General features: G+C 70.8%; 12 protein-coding genes. 6 read left to right on the top strand and 6 right to left on the bottom strand.

Features of this window, described 5'->3' with window-relative positions:
* Window position 1: 1 nt before the first annotated feature.
* On the bottom strand, window positions 2-931 hold the full coding sequence (locus QTI51_RS05935; protein WP_116908716.1) for a LysR family transcriptional regulator: 930 nt from the start codon (window positions 929-931) through the stop codon (window positions 2-4).
* Window positions 932-1,034: 103 nt separating this feature from the next.
* Here QTI51_RS05935 and QTI51_RS05930 point away from each other — a divergent pair, with 103 nt between their 5' ends.
* The 4 genes from QTI51_RS05930 to QTI51_RS05915 are packed head-to-tail and all read left to right on the top strand — an operon-like array spanning window position 1,035 to window position 4,925.
* A complete protein-coding gene (locus QTI51_RS05930) occupies window positions 1,035-2,072 on the top strand; it encodes a hydroxyacid dehydrogenase (RefSeq protein ID WP_116908715.1) in 1,038 nt (345 codons plus the stop codon).
* A complete protein-coding gene (locus QTI51_RS05925; protein ID WP_116908714.1) occupies window positions 2,069-2,761 on the top strand; it encodes an RraA family protein in 693 nt (230 codons plus the stop codon). Before QTI51_RS05930 ends, QTI51_RS05925 begins: the two co-directional genes overlap by 4 nt.
* A gap of 47 nt (window positions 2,762-2,808) precedes the next feature.
* Complete coding sequence (locus tag QTI51_RS05920) at window positions 2,809-3,795, top strand: Bug family tripartite tricarboxylate transporter substrate binding protein (protein ID WP_116908713.1); 987 nt, start codon at window positions 2,809-2,811, stop codon at window positions 3,793-3,795.
* A gap of 5 nt (window positions 3,796-3,800) precedes the next feature.
* Complete coding sequence (locus QTI51_RS05915) at window positions 3,801-4,925, top strand: NAD(P)/FAD-dependent oxidoreductase (protein WP_116908712.1); 1,125 nt, start codon at window positions 3,801-3,803, stop codon at window positions 4,923-4,925.
* A gap of 91 nt (window positions 4,926-5,016) precedes the next feature.
* On the opposite strand, the gene QTI51_RS05910 is transcribed toward QTI51_RS05915, so the two are convergent.
* From QTI51_RS05910 to QTI51_RS05895, 4 genes are all read right to left on the bottom strand, one after another.
* A complete protein-coding gene (locus QTI51_RS05910) occupies window positions 5,017-5,367 on the bottom strand; it encodes an alpha/beta hydrolase (RefSeq protein WP_116908711.1) in 351 nt (116 codons plus the stop codon).
* A 154-nt stretch (window positions 5,368-5,521) separates the two neighbouring features.
* Complete coding sequence (locus QTI51_RS05905; protein WP_286512421.1) at window positions 5,522-7,123, bottom strand: efflux transporter outer membrane subunit; 1,602 nt, start codon at window positions 7,121-7,123, stop codon at window positions 5,522-5,524.
* Window positions 7,120-10,311, bottom strand: coding sequence for an efflux RND transporter permease subunit (locus QTI51_RS05900; protein ID WP_116908709.1), 3,192 nt, complete (start codon window positions 10,309-10,311; stop codon window positions 7,120-7,122). Before QTI51_RS05900 ends, QTI51_RS05905 begins: the two co-directional genes overlap by 4 nt.
* Window positions 10,308-11,489 (bottom strand): efflux RND transporter periplasmic adaptor subunit, encoded by a 1,182-nt coding sequence (locus QTI51_RS05895; RefSeq protein ID WP_165840298.1) that lies wholly within the window; start codon window positions 11,487-11,489, stop codon window positions 10,308-10,310. The genes QTI51_RS05900 and QTI51_RS05895 overlap by 4 nt, the downstream gene beginning before the upstream one ends.
* A 107-nt stretch (window positions 11,490-11,596) precedes the next feature.
* On the opposite strand from QTI51_RS05895, the gene QTI51_RS05890 reads away from it, so the two are divergent.
* Both QTI51_RS05890 and QTI51_RS05885 read left to right on the top strand, forming a co-directional pair.
* Window positions 11,597-12,271 (top strand): response regulator, encoded by a 675-nt coding sequence (locus QTI51_RS05890; RefSeq protein WP_116908708.1) that lies wholly within the window; start codon window positions 11,597-11,599, stop codon window positions 12,269-12,271.
* A complete protein-coding gene (locus QTI51_RS05885; RefSeq protein WP_116908707.1) occupies window positions 12,268-13,710 on the top strand; it encodes a sensor histidine kinase in 1,443 nt (480 codons plus the stop codon). Before QTI51_RS05890 ends, QTI51_RS05885 begins: the two co-directional genes overlap by 4 nt.
* On the opposite strand, the gene QTI51_RS05880 is transcribed toward QTI51_RS05885, so the two are convergent.
* Window positions 13,700-14,044 carry a zinc ribbon domain-containing protein gene (locus QTI51_RS05880; protein ID WP_116908706.1) on the bottom strand — a complete coding sequence of 115 codons (345 nt, stop codon included), beginning with the start codon at window positions 14,042-14,044 and terminating at the stop codon, window positions 13,700-13,702. The two genes, QTI51_RS05885 and QTI51_RS05880, sit on opposite strands and share 11 nt — an antisense overlap.
* Between the last annotated feature and the right edge of the window lie 4 nt (window positions 14,045-14,048).

The following is a 14,048-nucleotide window of genomic DNA, read 5'->3' as shown; positions in this document are numbered from 1 at the left end:
CTCAATGCGTATATTTTGAAAGCGCCGACGAAAAAAGCTGCTTCCCTTCGGAGCGCAGCAGCGTCACCAGTCGGCGCGCCGCGGGCGACAGGTAGCCCTCCTTCCGGTAGGTAACGCCCAGGTGGCGGCGCAGCGTGGTCGCCTTCAGCGGCACCTCGCGCAGCGTGCCCTCGCGCCCGGCCGCGCCCAGCGTGTGGCGCGACAAAAAGCTCAGCATGTCGCTGCGCGAAATGAGCCGAGGCAGCAGCGGAATCGAGTTGGCGTTGACCTGCACCGTGGGCAGCGGCAACCCGCGCGACTGGAAGGCCGCGTCCAGCCACTGGCGGCTGGGAATCGGGTCGGCCGGCAGCACCCAGCGCCACTGCAGCAGCGCCTGCATGCTGATCTTCGGCATGTCGAACACCGGGTGCTGCGGGCTTGCGGCCACCACCACCACGTCTTCGACGATGGAATGCGTGACGAAGGCCGGGTCGTGCTCGGGCATGAGGCCGATCAGCAGGTCGATGGCACCTTCGCGCAGCCGCTCGCGCAGCGCCATGCTGGGCGCCACGGTGATGTCGATGCGCGTGTCGCCCGCCTCGGCCAGCAGCAGGTTGCACACTTCGGGCAGCACATGGTCGGCCGCGATGGGGCCGCTGCCGATGCGCACATGGCCCGCGTTGCCCTTGGCGAAATCGCTCACCTCGCGCAGCGCCTCTTCCGTAGCGCCGCGCAGCAGCCGCGCCCGCGCCAGCAGCACCTCGCCCACCGCCGTGAGCTGGATGCCGCGCCCCTTGCGCTCGAACAGCGCGCTGCCGAAAGCTTCTTCGAGCCGCTGCACGGCCTTGGTGAGCGCGGGCTGCGTGCGGCCCAGCTTGTCGGCGGCCTGGCCCAGGTGGCCGGTGTCGGCCACCACCTCGAAGTACTTCAGGTCGCGCAGCTGGATGTCCATTCATAGCTCCGAGGAATCGTTGGATGAACATTATCGATTGGACGGAATGAATGGCGCTTTTCACAATCCGCCTCACATCGAAGACCGAACCTTCAGGAGACACATGAAACCCACCGTCCTGGTGACGGCGCCGAAGCTCGCCAAAGCCGGCGCCGACCTGCTCGCCGAAGCCGGCGCGCGCGTCATCTACCTCGCGAACCCCGACAGTGCCGAGAGCACCGCAGAAGTCGAGCAGCTCATGGCCCGCGAGCCCATCGACGCGGTCATCTCGCGCACCGTGCAGCTGTCGGCCAGGGCCATTGCCGCGTGCCCCACGCTCAAGGTCATTTCCAAGCACGGCGTGGGCGTGAGCAACATCGACGTCGACGCGGCCACGGCGCGCGGCATTCCGGTGTACGTCACGCCCGGCGCCAACGCGCAGTCGGTCGCGGAGATGACGCTGGGCCTGATGCTCGCCGCCGCCCGCCGCATCGGCTGGATGGACCGCGAACTGCACGAAGGCCGCTGGTCGCGCGCGCAAGACGGCGTGGAGCTGCAAGGCAAGACGCTGGGCCTGGTCGGCTTCGGGCAGGTCGGCCAGCGCGTGGCGCGCGTGGGCCTGGCGCTGGGCATGCAGGTGGTCGCCTTTGATCCCGCTGTCCGCCCCGCCCTGCACTCCACCACCGGCGACGGCGTTTCGCCCGTGGCCGGCGTGCGCCTGCTGCCCTCGGTCGATGCGCTGCTGCCGCTCGCCGACGTGCTGAGCCTGCACGTGCCGCTGAACAGGCACACGCGCCAGATGCTCGGCGCGGCGCAGTTCGCGGCGCTGCCGCGCGGCGCGATCGTGGTCAACACGGCGCGCGGCGAAGTCATCGACGAGCCCGCGCTCGTTGCCGCGCTGCAAAGCGGCCACCTGTACGCCGCCGGCCTCGACACGATGGCCGACGAACCCCTTCCCGCGCACAGCCCGCTGGCCGCGCTGCCCAACGTGGTGCTTACGCCGCACGTGGGCGGCTCCACGCCCGCCGCGCTCGCGGGCATGGCCAGCGGCGCCGCGCGCAACGTGCTGGGCTGGCTGCAAGGGCAACCGGCAGACGCTTCCGCCTGCGTGAACCCGCAGGTTCTTTCTTCACACGCAATCGTTCACGGAGTTACCGCATGACCACGCCTCTTCAATGGCCGCCCGGCTACCGCATCAACCCGCGCGCCGCCGGCCCCGACGCCGCCGTGGTCGACGCCTTCAAGACGATGCCCGTGGCCGCCATCGGCGACGCGATGAGCCGCAACATCGGCACCGTCGGCCTGCGCCAGTACCACGCGCGGCTGGACACGGTGCTGTGCGGCCCGGCCGTCACCGTGCGCGTGCGCCCCGGCGACAACCTGATGATCCACAAGGCGCTGATGATGGTCGAGCCGGGCGACGTGCTCGTCATCGACGGCGGCGGCGACCTCACGCAGGCGCTGGTCGGCGGGCTGATGCGCACCACCTGCATCGCGCGCAGGCTGGGCGGCCTGGTCATCGACGGCGCGGTGCGCGACCTGTGCGAATGGGCCGAAGACGGCATGCCCATCTTCGCGCGCGGCCACACCCACCGCGGCCCCAGCAAGGACGGCCCGGGCGAGGTGAACGTGCCCGTGTCCTGCGCGGGCCTGGTCGTGCTGCCGGGCGACCTGGTGGTGGGCGACGCCGACGGCGTCATCGCCGTGCCGGCCGCCGAGGCGGCCAGCGTGCTCGAGAAGACGCGCGCGCACCTCGCCAAGGAAGAAAAGATCCGCGAGACCAACCGCGCCGGCACCGCCGACCCCGAGCGCTTTGACGCCGTGCTGCGCGCCAAGGGCCTGCCGGTCTGACCCGGCGGCGCCACCCGAACCCGACAAGAAACTCAAGGAGACAAGACATGAACCGCAGAGACTTCCTGCAGGCCACCTCCCTCGCCTCGCTCGCCGCGCTGGCGCAGGCCGCCGGCGTGGCGCACGCACAAGGTGGCTGGCCGCAGAAACCCGTGCGCCTGGTGGTGCCCTTCACCCCCGGCGGCGGCACCGACGCCACCTCGCGCCTGATCGCCGAGCGGCTTACCGTGCTGGAGCACTGGACCGTCATCATCGACAACAAGCCCGGCGCCGCCGGCAACATCGGGCTGGACGCCGTGGCCAAGGCCACGCCCGACGGCTACACGCTGGGCATGGGGCAGACGTCGAACCTCACCATCAACCCGTGGCTGTACCCGAAGATGCCCTTCGAGGCGCTGAAAGACTTCACGCCCATCGCAGAAGTGGCCGCGCAGCCGGTGGTGCTTTCGGTGCGCGCGGACTCGCCGATGCGCACGCTGGCCGACTTCATCGCCGCGGCCAAGGCCAAGCCGGGCGAGTTCAGCATCGCGCAGGCCGGCAACGGCACGGTGGGCCACCTGGCCGGCGAAATGCTCGCGCGCCGCGCGGGCATCAAGGTGCTGCAGGTGCCGTACAAGGGCGCGGGCCCGGCCATGACCGACCTGCTCGGCGGGCAGATCGGCCTGTACTTCGGCAGCAGCGTGTCGGTGATGCCGCAGCTCACGGGCGGCAAGGTGCGCGCGCTGGCCGTGACCTCGGCGCAGCGCCTGCCCGCGCTGCCCAACGTGCCGACCGTGGCCGAGCAAGGCTTCCCGGGGTTCGAGGCGACGACATGGGTCGGCCTGGTGGGGCCGGCGGGGTTGCCTGCCGACGTGGTCGCGCGCATCAACGCCGCGGTGGTGAAGGTGGTGGCGCGCAAGGACGTGCAGGACAAGCTCGCGCTGGAGGGCAGCGTGCCCGCCACCGGCACGCCGCAGCAGTTCGACGCCTACATCCGCGCGGAGCACGCCAAGTGGGGCGCGCTGATTCGCGAAGCCAACGTCAAGCTGGACTGAAGCGCATGGACAAGATCGATTGCGTCGTCATCGGCGCCGGCGTGGTGGGGCTGTCGGTCGCGCGCTCGCTCGCCATGGCGGGGCGCGAGGTGGTGGTGCTCGAGGCCGAGAACGCCATCGGCACGCAGACCAGCGCGCGCAACTCGGAGGTGATCCACGCGGGCATCTCGTACGCGCCCGGCTCGCTGAAGGGCCGGCTGTGCGTGGCAGGCAAGGCCGCGCTGTATGCATACTGCGCCGAGCGCGGCATCGGCCACCAGCGCATCGGCAAGCTGATCGTGGCGGTGCAGGAAGCCGAGCTGCCCGAGCTCGACAAGTACGTGAAGCTGGGCGCGGCGCACGGGGTGACCGACCTGCGCATCATCGGCGCGGCCGAGGCGCGCGACATGGAGCCCGAGGTGGCCTGTGTGGGCGCGCTGCATTCGCCATCGACCGGCATCGTCGACAGCCATGGGCTGATGCTGTCGTACCTAGGCGATGCCGAGCGCGCAGGCGCTTCGCTGGCGTTGCAGAGCCGCGTGCTGGCGGCGCGGCCCACCGCGGACGGCATCGTGCTCGACGTGGGCGGTGCCGAAGAAACGAGCGTGCTGTGCAACACGGTGGTGAACGCGGCCGGGCTGGGCGCGCAGCAGGTCGCATCGCGCATCGAAGGCATGCCGGCCGAGCATGTGCCGCCGCTGTACTACGCGATAGGCCACTACTTTTCGCTGGCGCGCAAATCGCCGTTTCGCCATCTCGTGTACCCGACCGGGCGCGAAGGCGCCCTGCGCGCGCACGTGACGCTCGACCTGGGCGGCCAATGCAAGTTCGGTCCCGACCTGAGCTGGCGCGATGGCATCGACTACAGCTTCGACCCGTCGCGCGAGGCGGCTTTCTACCAATCGGTGCGTCGCTACTTCCCCGGCCTGCGGGACGGCGAGCTGCAGCCGGGCTACACCGGCATCCGCCCGCGGCTCGCGGGGCCGGGCTCGTCGATGCACAACACGGCGACGGACTTCGTCATCCAGGCGCCGCAGGTGCACGGCATCGCGGGGCTGGTGAACCTGTTCGGCATCGAGTCGCCGGGGCTCACCGCATCGCTTGCCTTGGGCGCGCATGTGGCACAGCTCGTGTCGAACATGCAGGCGTAAAAAAACGGGCCTTCGCGGTTGCGCAGGGCCCGTTCTTCATGCAGCCGGCGTGCCACGCATCAAGCGTCGCGCATCGGCTTGCCGGTGTGGCTTACAGGCCAGCTTGGCGCGTGAACGACACGCTGGGCTTCTTGTAGGCTTGCGGCACTTCGTCGCGGTAGAAAGCGCGGCGGTCGAGGCTGGCGAGCGGGTCGTGGGCCTTGGCAACGGCTTCGGCTTGCACGGTCGCGCGGTTGGCGGTCGACGTGAAGGCTTGGGCACCGGCGCCGGAGGCATCGCTGTACTCGTTGCCGGCGCGGGCGGCGGCAGCGGCTTGCGGTGCGACTTCGGAGCGCGACACGGAAGAGTTCACGACGTGCACGCCGTCGTAGGTTTCTGCATGGGCTCCGGCGGCAGCCAGGAGCGAGAGAGCAGCAGCGGCGAGGATCTTCGAGGCATTCATTTCAATCTCCTTCAGGTGTTTGGTTGGTGAGGAGAAGTTTGATCCTGAAGACCCCGAATAAACCGCCGCAAAAGGAACCGCGGCGTTCACGGTATTGAAACAATGCCGGGTCTTGAAATTCGACCCGTCAACAGGGTTTGCCCCAAAAAAGCGGCTATCCACCCGTCGTTTCAGCGCCTTCCCGGTTCCACCATCCCCCGCCCAGCGCCTGGAAGAGCGCCGCGGTATCGCCCAGCCGCGTGGCCTGCGCCTGGGCCAGCGCGAGCGCGGCCTGGTGGTGCGCCTGTTCGGCATTGAGCAGCGCCAGCCGGTCGACGTAGCCCTTGCCGAGCTGGCGGCGAATCAGCTCCATCGACGTGCGCGTGGTGCGCTCCAGCGCCAGCGCGGCGGCCAGGGAGCGTGCGTCCGCGTGAATGGCCTGCAAGGTGTCCGCCACGTTCTGGAAGGCGGTGATGACGGTGGCGCGGTATTGCGCGTCGGCCTGGCGCAGGCCCTCTTCCGCGGCGCGCTGGCGGTGGCGCAGCACGCCGCCGTCGAACAACGGTTGCGCCACGTTGGCCGCCAGGCTGAAGAAACGCCCCGAGTCCAGGAACATCTGGCCGAAGCGGCTGGCCGCCCCGCCCCAGGTGGCGTCGATGGAAAACTGCGGCAGCCGGTTGGCAATGGCCACGCCGACCTGCGCGCTGGCGGCATGCAGCTGCTCTTCCGCCGCGCGCACGTCCGGGCGCTGCGCGACGAGCTGCGACGGCAGGCTCAGCGGCAGCTCGCGCGGCAAGCTCAGCGAGGCGAGCTCGAAGGACTCGGGCAGCTCCACGTCCTGCACGCCGCCGGTGAGCGCACGCAGCAGGTTGCGGGTCTGCTCGAACTGCTTTTCCAGCGGCGGCAGCAACTGGCCGGCCTGCGCCAGAGCGCTCTCCTGCACCGCGAGGTCCAGCCGCGAGGCGTAGCCGGCCTTCAGCTGGCGTTGCAGCAGCGCCACCGACTGGGTGTTCGCCTCGACGATCTCGCGCGTGGTGGCGATCTGCTGGCGCAGCGAGGCCTCCTGGATGGCCGCGGCCACCACGTTGGCAGCGAGCGTGAGGTACGTGGCCTCCAGCTGCAGCTGCTGGTAGGTGGCCTGCGCCTGCAGGGCCTCGACCTGGCGGCGGTTGCCGCCGAACACGTCGGGCGCATAGCCCACGGTGAGCTGCGCCGTCTGGAAGTTGTAGATCACCGGTGCATTGAAGGGCGCGCTGCCGCCCTCGCTCGCGGGCGGGTTCTCGGTGGTGGCGATGACGGTGCCATTGCCTTGCACGCCGGGCAAATTGCCGCCCAGGTTGCCCGCGATCTTGGTGCGCGACGGCGTGTAGCTGGCCTGCACCGAAGGAAAGAAGAAGCCGCGTTGCGCGCGCACGTTCTCCTGCGCCACGCGCAACGCGGCCTGCGCGGACGCCAGCGTCGGGTTCGCCGCGAACGCCTTGCGCACCACGGCGTCCAGCGGCTTGGAGCCGAACAGCGTCCACCAGTCGGCGCGGATGTCGCGCGCGGGCACGAAGTGCTGCGCCGTGCCAGCCGTGGTGTCCGCCGCGGCAGTCGCCAGCGGCAACGGCACCGGAGAAAAACCCTGCGAAGCCGGCAAGGCCGGGCGCGTGTAGTCGGGCCCCACGGCGCAACCCGCGAGCAGCACGGCGCACGCCAGGGCCGTCGCGCGCCGAAGGGCCGCAGGAACGGCGAGCACGGCAGGCTCGGCACGGGTGGTGTGGTTCGCTCTTGTCATCGCGCGCCCTCCGGCAGCTGCACGGCCGATGCATCCGGCGCGTCCTGCATGCCCCGCACGTCCTGCACGTCCTGCGCCTCGTCGTAGAAATTGCCGAACAGCCAGATCGCCAGCGGCAGCACCAGCAGCGTGAACAGCGTGCCGCTCACGATGCCGCCCACGATCACGCACGCGAAGGGCCGCTGCGTTTCGCTGCCGATGCCGTGCGACAGCGCCGCGGGCAGCAGCCCCAGCCCGGCCATCAGCGCGGTCATCAAGATCGGGCGCAACCGCACCGCCGCGCCTTCCACGATGGCGCGCGTCACGGCCGCGCCGTCGCGCACGCGCTGCGTCACCTCTTCCACCAGGATCACGCCGTTCTGCACCGAGATGCCCGCCACCGCGATGAAGCCCACCGCCGCCGACACCGACAGGTGCAGCCCCGCCAGGCCGAGCGCCGCCAGCCCGCCCACCAGCGTGAACGGGATCATGCCGAGCACCAGCCCCGCCAGCCGCACCGAGCGAAAGGCCCAGAACAGCAGCGAGAAGATCAGCAGCGCCGTCAGCGGCACGATCACCATCAGCCGCTTGGCCGCGCGCTGCGAGTTCTCGAACTGCCCGCCCCACGCCAGCTCGTAGCCCGGCGGCAGCTTCACCTGCTCGGCCACGGTACGCTGCGCCTCTTCCACGAAGCTGCCCTGGTCGCGCCCCAGCAGGTTGACCTTGACGATCACCATGCGCGAGCCGGCTTCGCGAAAGATGCGCGACGCGCCTTCGCGCACCTCGATGGAAGCCACGTCGCCCAACGCGATGGTGCCCGGCCCGTTGCCGCTCTGCGTGCCGGGCAACGCGAGCTGCAGGCCCGCGATGGCGTCCACGCTGTTGCGGTGCTTTTCGCCCACGCGCACCACCACGTCGAAGCGCTTGTCGCCGTCGTAGAAGCCCGTCACCGAGGTGCCCGACATGGCTTCGTTCACCAGCGTGTTCACGTCGTTGATGGCCAGGCCGTAGCGCGCCAGCCGCGCGCGATCGGGCGTGACGACCACTTCGGTCTGCCCGCCGATGCGCGTGGCGTCCACGTCGCTCGCGCCGCGGATGCCCTTGATGACGGCCGCCACCTGCGCCCCCTTGTCGTCGAGGATGTCCAGGTTGTTGCCGATGATCTTGGCGACGATCTCGCCGCGAAAGCCCGACAACGCCTCTTCCACGTTGTCCTGGATCACCTGAGAGAAGTTCGCGCTGATGCCTGGAATCGCCTCCAGCTTGGCCGACATGCTGGCCACCAGCGCGTCTTTCGATTCGAAGCGCCATTGGTCGCGCGGCTTCAGGTCGACCAGTATCTCTAGGTTGTTGGGCCCCTTCGGGTCGGAGCCGTCGTCGGGCCGACCGACCTGCGCAATGACGCGCGCCACCTCGGGGTAGCCCAGCAGCCGCGCGCGCACCGCGTGCTCCACCTCTTGCGTGGTCTCCAGCGCGGCCGAGGTCGGCAGCGTGATGGTCAGCCAGATGTTGCCCTCGTCGAGCTTCGGTAGAAATTCGCTCCCCAGCCGCGGCGCCAGCAGCAGCGCCAGCACCACCGGCAGCGCCGACAGCGTCAGCGTCGCGCGGCCGCGCCGCATGGTGAACATCACCAGCCGGCGGTAGCGCAGCTGCAGCCAGTCGAGCCAGGGCTTGTGCTTCTCGGCCAGCGTGCCGCGCTGCAGGGCGTACGACAGCAACGTGGGCAGCAAGGTGAAGGTGAGCAGCACCGCGCCCAGCAGCGCGAAGCTCAGCGTGAGCGCCACCGGCGTGAAGATCTTTCCCTCCACGCGCTGGAAGGTGAAGATCGGCACGAAGGCCAGGATGATGATGGCCTTGGAAAACAGCACCGGGTGCGCCAGCTCGCCCAGCGTGCGGTGCAGCACGCCCATGCGCTGGTGCCGCGCCGCGCCCGAGGCCAGGTCGGCCATGCCGAATTCGGACACTTTCCTGGCGGCCAGCCGCACCATGAGCGCCTCCACGATCACCACCGCGCTGTCGATGATGATGCCGAAGTCCACCGCGCCCAGCGAGATCAGGTTGGCCGACACACCGCGTGCGTTCATCAGGATGAAGGCGAACAGCAGCGCCAGCGGAATCACCGTGGCCACGATGAGCGCGGCGCGCCAGCTCGACAGGAACACGATCAGCACCGCCATCACCAGCAGCGCGCCCACCACCAGGTTCTCGGCCACGGTCGACACCGTGTGGCGGACCAGCTCGGTGCGGTCGTACACCGGCACGATGCGCACGCCCGGCGGCAGCTTGCCCTGAAGCTGCGCCACGCGCGCCTTCAGCTCGGCGTTGATCTTGGCGGGGTTGCCGCCCTTGGTCATCGAGACGATGCCCTCGACCACGCTGTCGCGGGCGTCCACCGCCACGATGCCGAAGCGCGGGCGCACGCCCGCGCGCACCTCGGCCACGTCGGCCACCGAGATAGCGCGGCCCTGGCGCGAGGCGATCACCACGTTGCGGATGTCAGCCAGGCTCGCGAACAGGCCGGCGGAGCGCACCACCAGAGACGCGTCGCCCTGGCGCATCAGGCCGCCGCCGGCGCTCCCGTTGCCGTTGCCCACGGCCTGGTTGAGCTGGTCGAGCGTCACCTGGTACTTGCGCAGCGCGAGCGGGTCGACCTCGATCTGGTACTCGGTGATGGCGCCGCCGAAGCTCACCACGTCGGCCACGCCCGGCGTCATGCGCAGGAAAGGGCGCACCGTCCAGTCCTGCAGGGTGCGCATCTGCGCGTCCGACAGGCCGCCGCCCTCGATGGTGTAGCGGTAGACCTCGCCCACCGCGGTCGACAGCGGCGCCAGCTGCGGCTGCACGCCGGTGGGCAGGCTCACGGTCGAGAGCTTTTCCGTGACCTGCTGGCGCGCGAAGTAGTCGTCGGTGCCGTCGGCGAAGGTGAGCGTGACGATCGACAGGCCGGTCATGGTCACCGAGCGCACGTTCGAAAGCTTCGGAATGCCCGACACCTCGCGCTCGATCGGCAGCGTCACCGTGCGCTCCATGTCCTCGGGCGCCTGCCCCGGCAGTTGCGAAATGACGCGCACCTGCACGTCCTGCACGTCCGGAAAGGCCTCGATTGGCAGGTTGGACAGCGCATAGGCGCCGAAACCCACCAGCGCCGCCACGAGCACCAGCACGAACACCCGCTGCGTGAGCGAGAACGCGATGAGCCGGTCGATCACGTCTTGTCACCCGCGCGCGCGGTGAGCTCGGCGTCCAGCAGCAAGGCTCCCTTCACCACCACCTGCTCGGTGCCGCGCAGGCCCTCGCCCACGTAGCTGGCCTCCCCGCCCTGCGTGATCAGCGCCACCTTGCGGCGGCGGAATTCGCCCGGCGCCTCCTGCACGAACAGGTAGGCATACACGCCATGGTTGACGATGGCGCTGTTGGGCACGCGCACGCCCGAGCCCTCGGCCTGCAGCAGGCGGGCGCGCACGAACATCTCGGGCAGCAGCGCCATGCGCGGGTTGTCCAGCACGGCGCGCACGGTGGCGCGGCGGGTGTTGGTGTCCATCACCTGGCCGAGCTGCACCACCCTGGCGGCGAACTGCTCGCCGGGGAAGGCGTCGCTCTCCACGCTCACGTCGCTCTTCAGCCGCACGCGGCCCAGCAGCTTCTCGGGCAGGTCGATCATCAGCCACAGCCGCTTCGGGTCGCTCACCACGAACAGCGGCGCGCCCGCCCCGGGGCTCACCTCGAGCGCGGGCGTGGCGGTGCGGTCGGTCACCACGCCGTCGATGGGGCTGGTGAGCTTCACGCGCTGGCCGCTGATGGGCAGGCCGCGCGGGTTCAGGTTGCGCAGGCGCTGCTCGGCGCGCTGCGTTTCCGCGCCGGCCTGCGCCAGGTCGGACTGCAGCGACTCCCATTCCTTGACCGGAATCGCGTCGCCCGAGACCAGGTCCCTGGCGCGCTCCACGGCCAGGCGCTTGCGCTGCTCGTCGGCCTTGGCCTTGCGCAGGTCGGCCGCGGCGGTGCCGAAGTCGGGCGAGTCGATTTCGGCCAGCACCTGCCCGGCCTTCACGCTGTCGCCCGGCGCCACCTTGATGTCGACGACGCGGCCCGACACACCCACGCCGATGCGCGCCGTCACGTCTTCGTCGTAGGTGACGCGCGCGCTCAGCACGTCACCCAGCGGCACGCGCGACGGCGCGATGACGCGCGCGCCGATCATCGCCAGCTGCGGCGCGCCGTCGGCATAGCGCAGCGTGTCGGGGGCCAGTTGGCCGGCGGGCGGCGCGGGCTTGGGCGTGTTCGCGCGCGCCTCGGCCGGGCCGTGCGCCGCTGACGACCATGCGAACAGGCCTGCGCAGATCACGACGAAAAGCCCCGACAGGGCCAGCGCGGTCCATTTCTTTGTCATGCGAATTGCGGGCACCGCGGCTCGGCACGGCACCGTTAAACTGAAAGTGCACGCGAGCCTAGGTTTGCAAGCTTGCAAGAACCTATCAATCCATTTCCGCCGAAGCGATGCGCCTGCTACTGGTCGAAGACGATGCCGTCATTGCGCATGAACTGGTCCTTCGCTGGGAACGCCACCCCTGGGCGGTGGACGTCGCAGGCACGCTGCAGGCCGCCGACGCGGCGCTCGCGCAACGCGCGGTCGACCTGGTGGTGCTCGACCTGGGCCTGCCCGACGGCGACGGCCTGCAATGGCTGGCCCAGCTGCGCCGCGCCGACCGCACGACCCCGGTGCTGGTGCTCACCGCGCGCGACCGCGTGGTCGACCGCGTCGAGGGCCTGCGCACCGGCGCCGACGACTACCTGGTGAAGCCCTTTGCCGTGGAAGAGCTCGACGCGCGCGTCGAGGTGCTCACGCGCCGGGCCCAGCGCGCGCGCGACGACCGCGTGCAGTACGGCCCCCTCAGCTGGTACGGCGACGAGGGCCGCGTCGACATCGCGGGCCAGTCGCTGGTGCTACTGCCGCGCGAGTTCGAGGTGCTCGGCCTGCTGGTGCGCCGCGCGCCGCGGCTGGTGCCCAAGCGCGCGCTCATCGACGCATTGGCCGAGCGCAACCTGGAGCTGAGCGACAGCGCCGCAGAGGTGTACGTGTCGCGGCTGCGGCGCAAGCTCGCGGGCTCGGGGCTGGCGATTCGCACGTTGCGCGGCTTCGGCTACGTGCTGGAGATGGAGGCGCAGGCGTGAGCACCGGTACGAGCACGAGCACGAGCAGCGGCACCGCCACGCGCTCCGCGCCTCGCCGCGCCTGGTGGCTGCGCCGCGACCTGCTGGTCTGGCTGATGCTGCCGCTGCTCGCCGTGGTGGCGGCCACCGGCGCGGTGGGCACCTTCACCGCGCAGCGCCTCACCGACAAGGCCTTCGACCGCTGGCTGCTGGACACCGCGCGCTCGGTGGCGGCGCAGGTGCGCATCAGGGACGGCAAGTCCAGCCTCGACCTGCCCGCCGCCACCGAGGCGGTGCTGGGCTACGACGAGATCGACCAGGTGTATTTCAGCGTGAACGAGGCCGGCCGCCTGCTGGCGGGGCAGCCCGGCATTCCGCAGTCGGGCACGCGCGAGTCCAGCTACCGCGCCGGCCTGGCCTATGACGCCTTCTATGCCGGCCACGCCGTGCGTGTGGCCGCCGCCACGGTCAGCGGCGCGAGCGACGGCGAGGTGCTGGTGCTGGTCGCCGAAACCACGCGCAAGCGACAGCGCGCGCAGGGCGAGGTGCTGATGATGCTGCTGCCCGTGGGCGGCCTGCTGCTCGCGGCCGCAGCGGCCATCGGCTTCGCGGTGCGCCGCACGCTCGACCCGCTGGAGGCGATCGCCGCGCGCTGGAACGAGCGCTCCCACGCCTCGCTGCAACCCATTGCCGCCGACGACATGCCGCGCGAGCTGATGCCCTTCGCCACCGCGCTCAACGACCTGCTGGCACGCATCCGCGCGATGCTGGCACGCGAGCAGCAGTTCGCGGCCACGGTCGCGCACCAGCTGCGCACGCCGCTCGCGGGCCTGCAGCTGGGCGTCACGCGCGCCGCCGAGGCCGGCACCCTGGCCGGCAGCCGCGAAGTGCTCGGCGAGCTCGGCCACACGGTGCAGCGCACGGCGCGCCTGGTGCAGCAACTGCTGGCGCTGGGCCGGCTCGACCCCGAGGTGCGCGGCAGCCTGGCGTTCGTGCCGACCGACATCGCGGCGCTGGCGCACGACGTGGGCAGCACCTTTCTGGAGTTCGCGGCCGCCAGGTCGGTCACGCTGGAGCTCGACGCGCCCGCGCAGGCGCTGGTGGTGCCGCTGCAGCCCGAACTCTTCAGCGAGGCGCTGGGCAACCTGCTGGACAACGCGCTGCGCTACACGCCGCCGGGCGGACAGGTGTTGATCGGCTTCGACGCCGCGCCGCCCGCCATCCGGGTGTCGGACACCGGCCCCGGGGTGCCCGACGAGCTGCGCGACACGGTGTTCGAGCGCTTCGTGCGCGGCCAGCATGCGGACGGCCAAGGAAGCAACCAGGGCAGTGGCCTCGGCCTGGCGATCGTGCGCGACATCGTGGCGCTGCATGGCGCCACGGTGGCGCTGTCGCGCAGCGCCTCGGGTGGTGCCTGCGTCACCATCCGCTTCAGCGCCGAAGGCGTGGTCAGTGGCTGATCATCCAAGGCCGCCTCGACGGCGCCGACTTCGCGCCGCTCGGCGCCGTCACCGTGGCGCCGCGTTTCGATGAAGACCCGCAGCAGCCGCACCCCGCCGGGTGCTTGAACCGCGCGTAGTCCCGCGAGCTGCCCGGCTCGTGCCGCGCGCGCTCGTTCGTTTCCATGGCGCGGCGCGTGCCCGAGGCCATCAGCGCCAGCCGCGGCGCCGCGGTCAGCACGCGCGGCGAGGCGCATCCGCAATCGGGGCAGGCGGCGGGCTCGTCGCGCAGGCCCGACGGCCGCAGCGCCTCGAAGCCGCCGCACTGCCCGCAGGCGTAGTCGTAGGTGGGCATGGCG

Source organism: Variovorax sp. J22G73 (assembly GCF_030317035.1).
Lineage (GTDB): Bacteria > Pseudomonadota > Gammaproteobacteria > Burkholderiales > Burkholderiaceae_C > Variovorax.
Note: the sequence above shows the minus strand (reverse complement) of the source record. Positions and strands in the feature narration are given on the sequence as shown.

What these genes read in the sequence shown, in the direction of transcription:
- QTI51_RS05935 (WP_116908716.1), bottom strand. Translation starts at nt 931, where the DNA reads ATGGACATCCAGCTGCGCGACCTGAAGTACTTCGAGGTGGTGGCCGAC.
- QTI51_RS05930 (WP_116908715.1), top strand. Translation starts at nt 1,035, where the DNA reads ATGAAACCCACCGTCCTGGTGACGGCGCCGAAGCTCGCCAAAGCCGGC.
- QTI51_RS05925 (WP_116908714.1), top strand. Translation starts at nt 2,069, where the DNA reads ATGACCACGCCTCTTCAATGGCCGCCCGGCTACCGCATCAACCCGCGC.
- QTI51_RS05920 (WP_116908713.1), top strand. Translation starts at nt 2,809, where the DNA reads ATGAACCGCAGAGACTTCCTGCAGGCCACCTCCCTCGCCTCGCTCGCC.
- QTI51_RS05915 (WP_116908712.1), top strand. Translation starts at nt 3,801, where the DNA reads ATGGACAAGATCGATTGCGTCGTCATCGGCGCCGGCGTGGTGGGGCTG.
- QTI51_RS05910 (WP_116908711.1), bottom strand. Translation starts at nt 5,367, where the DNA reads ATGAATGCCTCGAAGATCCTCGCCGCTGCTGCTCTCTCGCTCCTGGCT.
- QTI51_RS05905 (WP_286512421.1), bottom strand. Translation starts at nt 7,123, where the DNA reads ATGACAAGAGCGAACCACACCACCCGTGCCGAGCCTGCCGTGCTCGCC.
- QTI51_RS05895 (WP_165840298.1), bottom strand. Translation starts at nt 11,489, where the DNA reads ATGACAAAGAAATGGACCGCGCTGGCCCTGTCGGGGCTTTTCGTCGTG.
- QTI51_RS05890 (WP_116908708.1), top strand. Translation starts at nt 11,597, where the DNA reads ATGCGCCTGCTACTGGTCGAAGACGATGCCGTCATTGCGCATGAACTG.
- QTI51_RS05880 (WP_116908706.1), bottom strand. Translation starts at nt 14,044, where the DNA reads ATGCCCACCTACGACTACGCCTGCGGGCAGTGCGGCGGCTTCGAGGCG.